This is a genomic window from Haloplanus salinarum (assembly GCF_009762275.1).
GTDB classification, from domain to species: Archaea; Halobacteriota; Halobacteria; order Halobacteriales; family Haloferacaceae; genus Haloplanus; species Haloplanus salinarum.
The window spans coordinates 3015710-3032188 of sequence record NZ_CP034345.1; the positions used below are offsets into that span (position 1 = coordinate 3015710).

10 protein-coding genes are annotated in these 16479 nt (G+C 50.4%); 7 read left to right on the forward strand and 3 right to left on the reverse strand.

The genetic code is table 11. From position 1 onward, the window contains the following. Positions 1-27 precede the first annotated feature (27 nt). From EI982_RS16820 to EI982_RS16850, 6 genes are all read left to right on the forward strand, one after another. Positions 28-1344: an AlbA family DNA-binding domain-containing protein gene (locus EI982_RS16820; protein WP_157690786.1), complete on the forward strand. Its 1317-nt coding sequence runs from the start codon at positions 28-30 to the stop codon at positions 1342-1344. Between the two features lie 376 nt (positions 1345-1720). After that, positions 1721-5773: a DEAD/DEAH box helicase gene (locus EI982_RS16825; RefSeq protein ID WP_199243679.1), complete on the forward strand. Its 4053-nt coding sequence runs from the start codon at positions 1721-1723 to the stop codon at positions 5771-5773. After that, the gene (locus EI982_RS16830; protein ID WP_233255253.1) at positions 5718-6188 is read left to right on the forward strand and encodes a phospholipase D-like domain-containing protein; all 471 of its coding nucleotides are present in this window, start codon (positions 5718-5720) and stop codon (positions 6186-6188) included. Before EI982_RS16825 ends, EI982_RS16830 begins: the two co-directional genes overlap by 56 nt. A gap of 523 nt (positions 6189-6711) precedes the next feature. Then, positions 6712-7578: a queuosine salvage family protein gene (locus tag EI982_RS16840; protein ID WP_157690788.1), complete on the forward strand. Its 867-nt coding sequence runs from the start codon at positions 6712-6714 to the stop codon at positions 7576-7578. Between the two features lie 83 nt (positions 7579-7661). Then, positions 7662-8678 carry a hypothetical protein gene (locus tag EI982_RS16845; RefSeq protein ID WP_157690789.1) on the forward strand — a complete coding sequence of 339 codons (1017 nt, stop codon included), beginning with the start codon at positions 7662-7664 and terminating at the stop codon, positions 8676-8678. 575 nt (positions 8679-9253) lie between these two features. Beyond that, positions 9254-10978, forward strand: a complete 1725-nt coding sequence (locus EI982_RS16850) for a site-specific integrase (RefSeq protein WP_157690790.1) — start codon at positions 9254-9256, stop codon at positions 10976-10978. A gap of 306 nt (positions 10979-11284) precedes the next feature. Here EI982_RS16850 and EI982_RS16855 read toward each other — a convergent pair whose 3' ends face one another. After that, positions 11285-12895, reverse strand: a complete 1611-nt coding sequence (locus EI982_RS16855; protein WP_157690791.1) for a DUF7845 domain-containing protein — start codon at positions 12893-12895, stop codon at positions 11285-11287. A 322-nt stretch (positions 12896-13217) separates the two neighbouring features. On the opposite strand from EI982_RS16855, the gene EI982_RS16860 reads away from it, so the two are divergent. Beyond that, the gene (locus EI982_RS16860) at positions 13218-14477 is read left to right on the forward strand and encodes a hypothetical protein (RefSeq protein ID WP_157690792.1); all 1260 of its coding nucleotides are present in this window, start codon (positions 13218-13220) and stop codon (positions 14475-14477) included. Between the two features lie 236 nt (positions 14478-14713). Here EI982_RS16860 and EI982_RS16865 read toward each other — a convergent pair whose 3' ends face one another. Both EI982_RS16865 and EI982_RS16870 read right to left on the reverse strand, forming a co-directional pair. Next, positions 14714-15769: a tyrosine-type recombinase/integrase gene (locus EI982_RS16865; protein WP_157690793.1), complete on the reverse strand. Its 1056-nt coding sequence runs from the start codon at positions 15767-15769 to the stop codon at positions 14714-14716. Beyond that, the gene (locus tag EI982_RS16870; RefSeq protein WP_157690794.1) at positions 15762-16376 is read right to left on the reverse strand and encodes a hypothetical protein; all 615 of its coding nucleotides are present in this window, start codon (positions 16374-16376) and stop codon (positions 15762-15764) included. The genes EI982_RS16865 and EI982_RS16870 overlap by 8 nt, the downstream gene beginning before the upstream one ends. Positions 16377-16479: the final 103 nt, after the last annotated feature.

Sequence of the window (16479 nt, forward strand, 5' to 3'; positions counted from 1 at the left end):
ATATCTAAACTATCAGTCGACCCTCAAATGTCTGGAATGGTACCCCGTATTGAAGCCGAAGCAGATTGGTCTCAATGGCGGAAGGTAGTCAATCCAGACACATTGACAGATGTTCCTACTAAGCCAGGTATCTATAGAGTATCTCATCTACGATCAAACGCAATTTATCTATTTGCAAAAACCAATTCGAGTATCCGAGATAGGGTACGGAAATTAGGCTATGCTTTAGAAGAAAGCGAAAAACCGGACAACGAACCACACACTGCCGGACCAGCTCTATGGGAAATCCAGAGAGACATCGGAGACGAGTTTATCGTTTCATGGATGCTTTTGGATTCTCATTCATATGAAGATGTCATTGGGATATGGGCTGCATGTTTAGCACGCCATCATGCTATTACAGGACGGTCTCCAATAGCTAACTTTGGCAGTACAGCGAATATCAACGGTAAATATTCAGATTTGAATAATGATCAGTCAGTGAACTCTGGCTCCGACCAAGAATATCGAGAAGTCGATTACAATAAGATTACTTGGGAAAACTGGGACGACGTCACCTCAGACAATTGGATGGGACTGCCATGGAGTGAAGGATTCAACCCATCCGATATCCATAATGATCCTTTCCCCCGAAAACCTGGAGTCTTTCGAGTAAGAAGCGAAGATAGTAGTATACTATCATATATTGGAGCAGTAAGGAATATACACCAAAAAGTACAGTCAGATCAAGAGAATTTCCCACCGGACCCGAAGATCTCCTTTTTTGAGTTTAATATAGCGCCCACTTCGAAGAAAAATGAGATTCAAGCAATATTAATGGGTGCCAATTATCTTGCGGGGAAACCTCTACCGGATTCAGACTACGAAGGAATCTCGTTTGTCAACAAGGCTGCTAGGGATCTAATTGATCGATCCGAGGATGAACTTGTGGAACTGAAACAAGAACCATTAGACCATCAATCATTCACACAGGAAATGGTAGCAATAGCTAACGCAGGAGGGGGAGAAATATTTGTTGGGATATCAGATAATGTGGATCCAATAGGTGTAGAAGACATTGAAGATCTAGAGAGCCAAATTAGAAATTGGGCGACAGATACCATTAACCCGTCAATGCGGATCAAAACCCGAAGACCGACTATTGATGGGGAGACTATACTTTGGGTCAGAGTTCCGCCCGCTGAGAGAGCGATGTACAATGCAGGGGGTGTCTTCCGGCATCGACATGCGTCTGAAAAGGATGCTCTACATTGGAGGGACTTGGAGAAATTCTTAGTTGATAACCCTGACGTATTGCTAAGGATAATACAATCTTCGGACGTTAGCCTTCAAGACGTAGAATAAAAAGGTTCACTCTTGATCTACGCTCAGATGTGCAGTTGACGAGAACTCCACTGTTTTTAGCGCATCTACTGAAAACAACATTATGCGAGAATTTTGACATATCCTCTCCAAACAAATCCGGGTTCCGGTAACAGCTAGTCGATCAGCGGGCACCGACATCTCCAGAGCAAAGTTATTCAAATAGTCCTCTCTATCTCTTCAGCATACGAATCGATGACACGTTCTCTAACTGACTGGCGGATCGTCAACCTCGCCACTAATGCAATATAGCGACCATACAACGAACCCTGACCGGATCCCGGCTGAGGTCCGCCCCTTGATCCGCGGGATGTTGTTCAATCGCCAACTACTCGGCACCGATCACGACGGCGACTCGGTGACTGACGCAGTCAAATACACCAGCGAAGAGCAGAAACGCCGGCTGTCCACCCCGTACAACGGCGACGACCCGTTCGTAGACGACATCCTCGAGATTTTCGACTTCGACCCGCTCGATTTTCAGGTTGACAGCTGGCAGCTGATCAACGACTTCCACCAGCAACGGCACAACACGGGGCAGCCCCATGCCGCGATCCTGTCGGCTCCGACCGGGTTCGGGAAGACCGAGGCATTTCTCGGCCCGTTGTACCAACAGCTGCGGAACGGTGAGCAGGACACCACGGTCATCGTCTATCCGCGGCGGGCACTCCTCCAAGACCAGCTCGGCCGCATCCTGAAGCACGTCCACTCCATGCGTCCTGCCGGTGAGCAGGCACCGCTCTCCGTCGGTGTCTACATGGGTGGTATGCCCTACAGCGTGGATGAGGTCCGCGATGAGTACTTTGAATCCGAGAACGGACGGGAAACGTTCCAATTGGCGCACTGCTGGTGCGGCGATGAGAATACGACGAACGCGTTCACCTATGATGGGAGTTCGAGCTCCTACACCATTCGCTGCGAGGCGGACAACACCCACAGTTTCACCAACAACGAACTCGTCCTGAGCCGGCAGCGGATCAAGAATGGGGAAACCCCGGACATCCTGTTGACCACGTTGGAGTCGCTGGAACTCTTCGCGCTCAAACCGAACTACGACATCATCGACGACGTGGATACGTTCGTCCTGGACGAGGTCCACCTGTATACCCGGCTACGTGGTGCGCACGCGGCCAAGATCATCGACAACATCAACGACATCACGGACCAGCCCCTGCTCTGGATTGGGGCGAGCGCCACGATCGACAACGCTGACCGGTTCATCCGGAAACTGTTCGACTTCCCCTCCGGCCATTTAGCCACGGTCGACGTCCCTGAATCCGACCTCAAACAGGACCACGACGACAAGGAGCATTACTACTTCCTGTTATCACCGGAGGACGGGCCGGGTGCCTCCTCCATGATGATCCAGCAACTGCTGTTGATCGGGCATGGCCTCCTCCGCGACACCGACGGCAACGAGGGCAAAGCCCTGTCGTTCATCGACAGCATCAGCCAGGTCAACCAGAAGAAGGCCCAGCTCGACGACGCCGAACGCGGCAACGATAGCCAAGGCGAACCGCCTTTGTGGCACCACCATACCGATCGGTCGCCGCGCGGCCAGCAACCGGCGAATCCGGAAGCAGACTGGGCCGACATCGCCGACGCCATGGGCTACGACTTCATCGAGGACCGTGCCCTTGACTTCCTCCCGGTCTACTCCAAGATTGGGTTCGACGCGGAAGACGCCGCTGACAGCGATATCTTCCTCTCAACCTCGTTCCTCGAAGTCGGGATCGACATCGGCGAGATCAAGCACGTCACCCAGTACCGGACGCCGCAGAACCTGTCCTCCTTCGTCCAGCGGACCGGCCGCGCCGCTCGGGAGGAAGGGATGGATGCCCACATCTTCGTCTTCCTCTCCAACCTGACGAACGACGCCAACATGTTCTACCGAGCGGACCGCTTCCTCAGCTCCGAACTCCGCACCCCGCTCAAACCCGACAACGAGGTCATCGAGTGGATCCACACCACGCTCAACACCTACTACACCCGGGCCAGCGACATCGAAAACCGTCGCATCCGCCGCGGCGAAGAAGAAACCTTCCTCGAAGAGTTCCTTACCCAGGACAAGCAGTACCAGGAGTTCCACCAGTTACTGGTCAATCCCAGCGACTTCCTCCGCGCCGAATTCGACATCGACGAAACCGTTGAGCCGCTGACCACGGAGACGGGGATCGAGTCCTTCCGCGACATCCTCAACCAACGTGAAACCGAGCTGGAAGAGGAGTTTGCGGAGGTCGATGACCTGATCAATATCGACAGCGGTGAAATCACCCGCAGCGACAACGCCTTCGAACAGTACGTCGACGAAGTCCGGCAACGCACCCTCGAAGTCATCAGCCACTACGTCGACATCACCGACCAGTACCACGGCCACGTGGATGAGAGCGACGCCGCTGACCTTGTTGACGACCTGGACGAGCTCCGCGACGAGTTCGAGGAGCTACGTGAGGAGGCCCGTGACGGCTACCGCGGTGCTGAAACTGAACGCGTCGAACAGTACGAACAGCTCTTCGGCAGAATCATCTCGGCAGTCGGCGACCTCATCGGGCTCCGCGCCCAGGTCAACATCCACATCGATGACCGCCCCGAGGACGTCTCCCTTGACCGGATCACCGATCTCAGTGACGCCGTCGACATCCTGAGTTCGATCGCCGGTGATGGTCGACTTGAGGAGAATATCGACGAACGTTATCAGATATACTACCTACGCCGGGTCCTCGACCAACTCGGAGAGTACCGCGACCTCGAACGAGACCCTGAAGTCCGGGTGAACCGGCCGCATATGAGCCTTCACTACGTGAAGCATTTGCTCCGTGCGGCCTACTACCTCCACCGTTATCTCCAGATCACCGACCGCGCCTACCGCGATGAGATCTGGTACGTTCCGCCGTCGTACTTCGACAGTAGCGGCCAGTTCTTCACCGTGATCGGTCCCGACGGATTCGACGGCAACGAGGAAACCATCGACAGCCTCGTCCACTCCCACGCACCGTACCGCAGTGAATTCCAAAACGAATCCACCAATCTCCACGTCTTCCTCCCACCGACCAAAGTCGAGAACTACGGGGAACAGCCGACAGGCAATAAGGTCCGGTTCGACTTCAGTGACATCCCCGGCGACCGGCGGAACGGGATGCTGATTCCGGACTCCATCCAGCTCTCAGAGATTCCTGACGTCACCGGGCAACGCGCGCTCAACATCGTGGCCTACTGCCCGCAGTGCCTCACCCTGCTTGACGATCAACGGTGCGTCCGGCACAATGAGATTGCGTGGGGCAAAGTTCATGCCGAACCCCAGGTCCGGACCGTCGCCCGCGACACCGACGTTGAGGACGCGACCGGTAGCCTCGCGCTCGCCAGGCTCCGCGGCCAGGTCACCTTGGAAGGGGTTTCTCTCGACATCACACCGGCCCGGCCAATGGGTGATATGGGCATCCAGTTCACCGGTGACGACCGCATCCAACGCGAAATCGACAGTCCGGAGACGCCGCTGGGCTTCGACCTGAAGACACGCGGCCTCATCTACGACCTCACCGACTTCATCACCCACGTCGAGGATAACGAGGAACTCATCGCTGACGTCGCCCGGTACAAGAACCTGGAGGAAGTCCCAGTCGACGAATTAGCGTACCATACAGCTGCCCACTTCTTCCTCCACTTAGTCGCGGACGTCGGCGGTGTCAACCCGTCCATGCTGTTCTACGGCTTGGCTCCCGAGGAAGGCATCGTGTTCATCTTCGAACGGACGGAAGGCGGCCAAGGTATCGTCGACCTCGTCTACGATGAACTGGAGAACGACCCCGGCACTCTGCTCGAATCACTGATCCGCATCACCTACAACACACAGGTCATCAATGAAGAACTCTGGGCCGCCCCCGAGTTCGTCGACGATCTACCTAAGCACGGCGTCGATGAAGACGCTGTCCAACGCTGTGTCGACACGTATCTCGACGAGCAACTTGACATGGTCTTCCCCGAGATCAGGGATGAAGTGGTGCAGGAGGTTTTGTCGACCTGTGACCGGGCCGCCCAGCTCAGCGACGAGGAAACCATCCCTCTCCGCGACGCCTACACCGTGAAGCACACCGTGGCCGACGCCCAGCTGGAAGGCGCTGATGCCTTCCCCGAGGGACGCGTTGACGCACTGAACGTCGATCTGGCTGAGCTGTCCCGTGTCGAGTCACTGTTCTTTTCCCCGGATATCGACGGCTGTGTCGAAAATTTGCACACCGGGGAATGCATCTCTGGCCACGACCAAGAGGAAGTCCTGAGCCACGTCTTGTTGCAGGAACTCCGCCACCACCTCGTCGACTTCGTGGGCGCTGACGACGCCGTTGATGAAATGTTTGATCGTGAGCAAATCCCTGCAGGAGAAATCGATGACACGAGCATTTACTTTACCTTCTAACGAACTCGCCTACTTCATCGGGTATACCCTGATCCACGCAGACAGAGTCGTCCTCGTCTCCCCGTGGTTGAGTGATGTCGAACTTCGCTTCCCGGTGAACGACCAAACATCCAGCCGTGAACTCCTCCTCTCCGAAGCCGTTGCCGAACTCACCGATACCTCGATCACCTTCCTCATCAACGGCAATGAGGACCACAACGATTACATCAAATCCCGCGTCGAACGGAACGCTAAGGTTATTGATGTCTCTGATCTCCATGCAAAAGCCGTTATCACCGACGACTGGATCTATGCCGGCTCAGCTAACATTACTCGTCGCGGCCTCTTGGTCAATCGTGAACTCTGTAAGGTCGTTACCAACGCACATTCTGATGTCAACACCTACGTCAAGGAGGAACTTGACATCGACCTGTAGCACGTAGGGCAGGCAGCAAGATGTAACGTCTAAATCGGAGGTCGTAGATTCGTCGGGGTCAATATACCGTGGGCGGCGTAATATAGACATTATTGTCAACAATATTAGTATCTTGAAGAGTTTGTAGTCCCGGTGGAGAGCGTAGACGGAAGATAGTCAGCGTGCTATAAGAAACGATATACGTCCGTCAGCGCGCAGACGGCCGCCGCCCTGAGTTCGACTTCTGCCCGCATTCCTGCTTCGATCATAGTTCGTGTATGGACTAACTCGGCAAAATAATCCGAATACTCGAGTACACTATCGATGACTGTTCACCCTTTGAGGCAGGATTTTTCTAATTGGGGAAAGAGAGACAATCAAGGTGACTCGAATCGACAGCGACCTCCCTCGCACTCCTGTCCGAGAGTCCGTCTATAGAGCTCTTCCTCATTTGGAGCACATTACCATCCATTATGATCAGATAGATTTGACGACGAAGAATTGGAAGGATGAGGTCTTTGAGTTACCAGATTGGCGGGCTCCAGTGTTCCCTGACGAGCAAAAGAATAGCACTACCGTGAAGGATGTACTCGACTTCTTTTTTATAGGAAACAGTATTAATTTTGCTTTTAGGGATTTCGAAACTGGAGATAAATTTGTAGCCGAGTATAATGGCGTTGAATGGAGCGGCGCGTTTGGAATGTGGGCTTGCTTGAAGCGAGCTTATGACCGAGGGAAACCCGTTTTGTCAGGGAAGTATTTGATGAATCTAACTGAAGACGATGTCAGAGAACTCTTCCAATCGGCCAACGGTCGGCAGATACCACTTCTTGAGGAGCGACATCGAATTCTGCGATCAGTTGGTGAACAGCTGGTTAACCATTATGACGGGCGCTTTCATAATCTCCTAACAGAAGCACACCCGGTATTATTTGATGTTGAAAATGGAATTATAAATAAAATAACCCAAAACTTCCCTTCGTTTGATGATACTCATTCACTCAGTATCCGGGATAGTGTATTTCCCGTCCATTTTTATAAGCGAGCACAATTAGCCCTGGGAATGGCTTACGGACGATATAATGGGTCAGAGATATCTATTCTCGAAAATCCCTGCGAATTCACTGTTTTCCCTGACTACAATCTTCCAAATGTCCTACGGCATATGGACGTGATCTCGTATGATGACAGGCTAAGCCAACTTATCCACGACGGTGCTGTCTTACAGGGTGGTTCCCGGGAGGATATTGAGCTTCGGATTGCTACAGTTGTCTCAGCTGATCAATTAGTAACTAAACTGAACCAGCACCGAACTCGTTCCATCTCCTGCTTAGAAATGGACTTCAAACTATTCTCAATACGGGATGACGTGCAGGCCCCCGTTCACAAAACCAGAACTACAGATTACTAAATCAGGCTCGATAAATGGTCTTATCCTCGATCGTATCTGTTGTGTGGAAAATGTTATCGGCCTTGCTTGAAAACCTGAATCTGATGAGTGAGTCCACAGATGAGGAAGATCTCCCAGATGGCCTTTATTGGCTTGTGGATATTCCGCTGTTTATTGATGAAGAACGAATCGGCCAGTTCCACGATATTGTGGTACAGCCGCTAACAAGCAGTATATATCAGGAGCAGAAGGTAGAGTCGGAAGAGACAGAATCTTCCCAAACTGTCAAAAAAGGGGGCGCAAAGGGGGAAGGGAAAGCCAAAGGAAAAGTTGCGCCCCCAGGGCTATTGGAAATGCTAGCATCGGCGGATGTATCCCTCAAGACGACTCTCAAGGGACAGTATGAGAAACAAAGTTCGGAAAGTTATAGAACTGCGTACGAATTTACAGCAACCGCCCCACGCCAATTAGCAGAGATATCGATTCATTACGATAAATTTCGTCAAGATAGAATCCATATCAACCAGTTACCAAATGACCAAACTTGGAGGGCAAAAGAAGAGATCGACAAGACGCCTCGAGAACTTGTATATTTAGAATTGCCGAATGAAAAGGAGGCCAATCAAAACGAGGAGCTGGTTGAAACAAAGCTCGTACCAGTAGCCGCTGAATTTGAAGATGGAGCTGTTGAACCACTCTATGAAGAACTCATCGAGCATATTCACTCTGAAATTCTGGATCGTGCTAGCAGCGGCGACGACCAAGATATTGAATCGATCATGTCATATCCCGAGAGGACAGAGTTTGAAGATCCTCAAGAGCTTCAGGAACAACGACATGAATACTGGAACCAATTCCAGGAATTTTTCGAACCGAAGAAGGCAATGGAAGTGGTGGAATCCGCGGCTAAAGAGCATGGGCGAATTGACTGGATCGCATTTCGCCTTCCTCTGCAACAAAGCGGAGAAACTCTTCATTTACATCTTGAACCGAAGAAGCAGTATCCAAATGGGACCTTCGCGTACAATTTCATAAAGCGAGGTCAGAAACACGGGCTCCGTCTCGTTGGAACATTAAAATCGGAACCAGATATGAACGTCCTAGCTGTATATGAACGATGACTTATTTTCGATCTTTCGCTGCTGGCGACAGTACCTAAATCATTAGAGAGCACGAAGATCTTGCCATCCGCGAAACAGATCTCACAAAGTGGCTCTACGTGCATACCATCATCGGCGGGAAGGACAGCCCTCCTCATCGCGATTTGAACAGAATATCCCAGTTTCAACGGTTACACGGTCTTTTGTGTAGATGCTGTGCATCTCCTCTGTCCTTTCGCCGAAATTACCTTGTCTAGCACCACAGCCAGCGTAGCGACTGCCTCCCTGACCTATGATTTCACAATTCGATACTAAACGGATCACGAACTTCAAGGCAGCGTGACCTCATCCGTCTGAGGGAGTATAACAGTAGACTATGATATATGATTGAGTCGGTCCTGACTTGATCATCTGTCGCAGCCCGATAAGTCCACGTCGCTTAGATTCTGTTGCGGACCCATCAGCATCGTATTTCTGTATTTTCTGACGCCATTTTATATAGTCTATAATCAATTTTTGCCTGAGCAGCTGGAAATAGTGGTCTATTTTGTATTTTGGTATGGGGTTTTAAGTAGTAGCCGTCAAAAGTCTAGTATATGACATCCTCGGACGTTGGAAGTGATGGTCCCGACGACCGTCAATGGTCGTACGACACGCATGGCCGACTTGAACGGGTCAAGCGACACATCCGGGATAGCGACGAACTCTGTAAGAACGACCGAGAGGCCCTCCACTCATTTGAAGAGGCGATGCACTCGTACAATACCAAAGAATTCCGCTTTTCCGATGCGACAATTGGTGGCTATCTTGAACTTTGCTTCCGAATCGGCAAGGAAACAGACCTCCTCGCAGAAACAATCTATGGCGATGACGTCAGAGCGGCACTTGATGAGGTCACTATGGTCATTGAAGATATGGACGTCTCCGACGATTTTAAAGGATCCTTCCTGACTGCTCTACGCATCTACGGTGATATGATGACTGATGGTGATATGCCGGATCGGTTCAAAGAACTCACTCCGAGCAGCTACATCAATGATGATCCAACTCCCATGCGGACGAATATTCTCGAATGGCCGGACATCATCAAGATGGTTGAATCAACGGACAAGATCCGCGACAAAGCCCTTATTCTGACCGCGTGGAGTACAGGCCTTCGTCCAGAAGCCGAGTTGTGGAAGTTGCAATTCAAACAGATCAAGGACAAAGGAGATCATCTTATCATTTCTGTAACTGATGATACAAAAAATGATTACCACGGGACTCGAGACATCCACCTATACGCTGGATCAGCGATGCTGCGGAAGTGGTTATATCATAAACATCCGGCACACGAGAACGGCGGCCCAGATCCCGAAACCCGCGTCTGGACCTACCATAAGTCGGACAAGCCGATCCGATACCAAGCTATCTGGCGCGCAATCAAGGTCACTGGCGAAAGCGCGGGAATTGAAAAAGATTACAATCCCGAGCATATGCGCCGGTCTCGGGCCAGTTGCTTAGCCCGTCAACCGATGATCGATGAATATGATCTGCGGAATTTCTTCGGCTGGGGGATTCGCGGTAATTCAGCAGCACATTATATCGCAAAATTTGGCGAAGAAACCGCAAAGCACGTCGCGATGGCCGATGGACACAGCATAGAGAATTTTGAGGAACCGGACCCAATTGCCCCGCTCAACTGCCCAGAGTGCAGTCGATGGACGACAAGAAATCTCGATGTCTGTATCTGGTGTACGAATGAGATCCCTGAGGACCTACATGCGGTTCGGCACTCAGTCCAAGATCCGAAAGCTTCTGACGAGGATATCTTGGATATGTTGCTAGAGGACAAAATTAGTGTAGACGATCTTGAATCCCTTCGTCGTCTTGAGCCTGCAATTCGATCCCGACCAGATATCTTCGATGAACTTGATAGATTAATTAAGCTCGCAAAACGGGGAGTTGGAGATGATAAGAGTACAAAGTCGATTGCTGGACCACCGGGTTGGGTCGCTTGGATAGCTGGCAAAAGTGCTCACGCGGTTGAACGAACAGCGGCGAAGTGGGCAGCGGCAAAAGATCAGGCAATACGTCTTGATCCACAGTTTGCCTACTATCCACTTGCTCAGATGCCTACGCATCGAAAGGTCGGACTACTTGCAACATATCTCCTACTGGGTGGACTATGTTATCTGGTCATGCAACTAACCGGAGAGGCCACGGCGCTCCAGCATGGGGAACCAACGTCGCTACTCGCCGCGTTAGTCGCGCTTGTTATTGGAATAACTATTATCGATCGAAGCACTATGTCGGTTGACCAATCTGAATGCCCACGCTGAACCGGTGAGATTCAGAAGCGTTGCATCAAGTCAGTACGTCGCATTCAATTTGCCAATCTGAACAGAGATTGAACCCCTATTTCACGTGCTTCAGGTGGAGTTCGTAGAGTATCGAGGTATTTCGTGAGTTTATCGCTCTTAGGGACACTCCCTAAGGGGATATTCCCGGGTATCGGGAACGGCACCCGCGGCTCAATGGCGATCATGGTCGAACCACGTCAAAACGAGTTCCACCTGAAAGGAAGGTTAGGATGTGGTGTTTATAAACAACAGGGGCAAGAGATAGAGATGTCTCTCACAAACGGATTACCAGTGGATCTCGCGACGCACGAGACCGTCGTTTCGAGACCGTCCGAGAATTTCACGTGCCTCAAATCGGAGATTCGCGAACGCTTTAGGGTCTCGACCGGCACTGATCCACGCATCAAGACCCTCTTTAAGAACTTCTTGATAGTCGGGAGCACCGAACGAGGTGACAATTGCAAGTACAATATCAAAGCGGAGCGTACCATGGTCGGCCTCGCAAGCAGCCTCTTGGAACTCCACACCGTACTTATCCATCCATCGTTGAATAGCTGAGTCGGCCGATGAGCGAGTCTCGACATTTGCAAGACGGGCGATAGTATTGATTCCGTCAGCAACGAAGTTCTCGACTCGCTCGACGGTACCGGTAATCTCCTGTTTGATTTTCTCGGAGTAGAAGCGAACGAGCCCGTTGTCGTTGACAAAGAGATCACCTACCTCTTCTAGGGCACGATAGATTTGACTCACTGAATAATCTGTCTTATTTGCGATATCTTGGTAGTGAATCTCTCCACCGTCGGCAGCAACAGTCTTCATAAGGCTTCGAGCACTCGGAGAAATGTCTTGGAGAACGGTCATAATGAGATTTTCCTGCTCGGCTTCGAGTTGGGGTGTCGGGTCGGCAAAGAGACCGATCGAATCCTTGGACTCACGAATCTCAAAGTGGTCGTCCTCAACGAAGACTGTCGAGTCTGGAGAGGTTGGGATACCTGCCCACTGAAGCACATTAATCACCGTCTCGTCAAGTTCGCGTAGAAGGGTATCTCGGTTCGACCATGCGACGGATTCACCGTGGATCGAGGAGTGAAAAGCAACGCCGAACTTCGGCGAGGAAAGGGGATCATCATCGGACTCCTCACTGCGAACGTGTTTCGGATGATAGCACTTGGCGCGCTTGCCGTATTGGTGGTCGTTGATCAACTCCTTCGAAGAGGTAGTCGGGAGGTCAAAGGCGTGACGTTTCCCTACGACATCGGAGTTGTTACCCTTGTAGACCCACGCAGTACCCTTCTCCCTAGCGAGAAGGTGCATGATCTTGTAGAAGGCACCCGTCGATCGGACGAGTTTTTTGGCGAACTCTCGGTTCAATCGAACGTAGCGTTCGGCCGTGGCGATCTTCGAGTCAGGTCGAATCCGATTAAAATATCGACGAGAGATATTGAGACCGGCCTCGTTGGAGAGTATTTGAATGAACTTCTGCAAGAGGTAATGATATTCCTCGAATGAGAGGTATGATCCTTGGATATGAATATCGAGACCCTCGCCACCGCACCAAGGCCGGGACATGAGTTCGCCGTTCGGCTTCCTCTGCTCGTCCCACCGAGGCGAGAAGACGTAATCGGCGCTTTTCTCACCTGGACCTTCCGCATGAATCTGGTACTCGTAGGCGCGATCACCGCCAATTCCGTCGGACTCTCGAGGAGTCATACCTGTGTCGGAATTATAATCGAATCGCACGGTCCATGTGCCGTCGGAGAGGTTGGTTTCCGTCTCGACCCATCCGTTTTCAAATTCCTCCATAAGTTCACCGAGTGCCCGGTAGGGCGAGAGACCGTTATCAGTGAACCACCAGAACATATCAACCTCGTGGAATTTAGTCGCAACAAGACTCATGATGATCGCCCTCGACTCAGGAAATCAGTTCTCGTCCGATGAGAGTGAACACGTGGCGTAGAAGCACGTTCGTCGGACTCGCAGAGTACCTCCTCGCATTCGTCGAGCCACTTGCCTCCTTTATGCCGGTAGAGAGCTTTCACGGCTACAGGTACGACCCAAGGGGTACTGACTCCACCCTTGGGGCCCCGAGAAATCCAATTTGTATTTAAAGGTTGTCAACGACTACCATACACTCTCGCCCGATAAAATGAATTTAGTTTTACATTAGGTTCCATGTCTTTCACAAGGTATAGACGAAAGGAAAATGCCAGCACGTTGTATGGACGAAGACGAACATCCTAATCAAGAAAATACACGTGACTTTCATCTCGCACCGAAACAGAGAACCAGAATTGGTGACGACGTTGCATTTTCTAACGTATCTGCGCCCGGGAAGTATCTCAAAAATATTAGAAAAAACAAAGTCGAGAAATTACCCGAACGGATTGAACGGTTATTTACAGATATACGAATACTCGCTGGAGCTGATTTTTTTACAGAAGGATGGGAAGCAGAGATCTGGGAACGAGTAGATCTATCCGGTGATTGGAATTCTTGGGATTGGGAGTCAAACCTAGAAGAGTTGTTCTATGGGCAAGACCACGATTTCGAGCCTCGAGAACCTCCGATTGGCAACACTGACGAAAAAGATTTCAGCCAGACAACAGGGCCAATAAATTTTGGCATCGAACTAGGCCATTCACTACGACTTTTATCCAACTCATACCTATCCGAAGACGAACGGCTCGATCTGCTCGTTGGAATCTTCGTCGGGGTGATGCACCAGGATCCGATGCAACGCTATCCAGGTACAAAAAACACTATCGATGAACCAATAGAACTCGCTGATACGTTCAATCAAAAGCTAAAAGCGTGGGTTCTGATGGACAACCTATCGAGACAAAGCGCTGGATCACTCCAGTGGAATATTAAGACACGTGATAAGATTATTGCTGATTGTATTGATTCTGCGGGCCTTACACGGTCTTCTTCACTAGTTGACTATCTTCTTGACGAGGTTGATTTTTCTCCAGTTGAGGAAGAGCAAACGAATGAAGAGCGTAAACAGGAAATAAGAAAGGTTGAACAGCATCTTGAAGAACTAATTGAGAATACAGAAATCACTCGAATTGACGAACTTATTCAAGCAGTTTCCAAGAGTAAAGCCCTCCTAGCTGGTATGGACGCAAATGCCGAAAACATACTTGTAGAAATACATCTAAGTGAGGGAGCACAGTATCATGAAATCGATTACGATGGAAAAAATCTAAAGGTAATTACATCTTTGCTTGCCGGCGAGCATGAACACTCAGATGGCGGGAAGTATCAAGAATGGACACAGAGGCCACTCATACAGCGTATCTCGAAAGATTGGGAGCACACAAAGTGGAAGACAACCAAATTTGGAACACTAGTCGGATATATAACTGATGCAGACAAAGATCCGGGATTCCTCTACGACTATGCAATCGGAGAGAACGAACCGACTGCAGATGAGAGTGACATGATTGAGCAAGCTCTATCTGAATTGGAACTCTGATTATCGACAGCCTCGGTCTGTTCCGTTGTGATTAGCTTCACCTTGTCACTCGAGTCGTCGTAGGGATTAAACGTACCATCCGGTTCTGCCCCATCCACGACGGCGTGATTGAGTCATCCGAGGTAATCAGTAGCTATCGATGACTCTACCAGCGTAGAGCCGAAGCCGGACTCTCCGAGTGTTCAATCAAGCGACTCCTAGAGGCTCGTGACTACTGAAACGGAGGCTCACGATAATCAACTACGATCGTTTACCGCAGACTGATATGAGTCGCGTGCTGCATCCCAGTCCGTGTGTACGTACTGGAGTGTCGTTTCAAATTTCGCATGGCCTGCCATCATCCGCAAGTGATTGAGATCCATATCGGTCTGATTAGCCAAGTACGTGATTCGGGCATGTCGCAACCGATGTGCAGTCCAGAGATGCTGTTTGACATCCCCGCTTTCATCCCGGGTTAAGGGCTCTTGAATCCCCGCTCGACGTGCAGTATCTTTTACAATTCTGGACAAATACGACGGTGATAGGCTATTGCCTGATGAATCCACAAAGAAGAACTCTGAATCCTCAGTTGCATTGCTTCGAAGAGACCGCCATCGTTTGATTTGATAATCCAAGTCTTGGGACCACCACACACGCCGGTGATACAACTCTGGATGCTCCTTACGATTTAGCTTAGCCGATCGGACGGTGATCTCCCTATCGTCATCATCGACATTTCTGGTTTTCACCCTACTCATCTCATCGGAGCGGAGTGCAGTCTGCCAGAACAGCCGAAGAATGAGTTCGTTTCTAGTCTGTGTGAAATTCCGTTTTCCAGGGACGTGTTCAAACAACTTACGGACATCCGATGCACTTGGCGAAATGATGTCCATTTTGCCTTTCTGATCAAGAACCCGTACGTATTCAGAGAGATTCTGTATATTATAATCGCGTGGAAGTTTGATATTCTCTGTTGGATTATCGATCTCTGCTGTTTTCCGCGGATCGTTACGCTGGTAGATGTAGAATTTTGACACTGACGCTACCCGTCTTGTTATGGTCGTCTCAGCGTATTCTTCGCGAACTAATTCATCGATATAGATCCGAACATCGTTTTCGTCGACAGCTAGTGGATCTAATCCCTGCTTATCACAGAATCTCAACCACGCTTTGACACCCGCCTCAAGCCGCTCCTTTGTCCGGTCTTTATCAACATGAGTCGTAACCCATTGAGAATAATCTTCGAAATATTCGTGGTACTCATCTGAGAGCGTATCTTTGGTGCTGAATTGCCCCGAATCGTCCCTATTCATGGGTTAAATACTCCTCTACTTCCTCTCGCATTTCCACATCAGGATTCCGGATGTACCAGTGGCGGACACTGTCGATGATAACAGATTGAACGCGTGCTGATCCAACAGACTCTAAGTATTCTAATGCTTGCCAAACTTCGTGCTGATCTCGCTCGAAATAGTTCGAGATATCAACAACGATTCCAGACTTGTCCATATCCATCGGAATCTGATGTTCACGGATGAGTTCCAAGATGGCCCTGAGGTGTTCCTCACCTCGAACCTCTGGTAGCCTATCCTCACACTTCGCAGAGAGTTCTACAAGTTCATCCTGAGAGAGTTGATCGTCCTCAACACCCAACCCGTGGACGATCAATTCATCTATTTTCGAATTCACTGTCTCGATCTCGCCTTTCAATTCATCAAGCCCAAGCTCATCCAGATCAATATCTCTGGAACTTTCGCTCTGTAGTACCCACTCATCATCTATCGTGTTCTCAACGGATTCCCGAACTAAACCGCTGATAGTCCCATGATGGTGTTCTTCGGCGTATTCTCGCCACCGTTGCTTCTGTTCCGGCGGAAGACGCACACGTATGTATGGTGCCTCATCCTCGGTGTTGGCCATAGCGGCCGGTCGGCTTTGGGAGAAAAAAATGATGGGGTGATGCCCCCGATTAGTGTGATAACAACGTTGTTACTCTGAGCAGAACATCTGATTCGAGATTAGA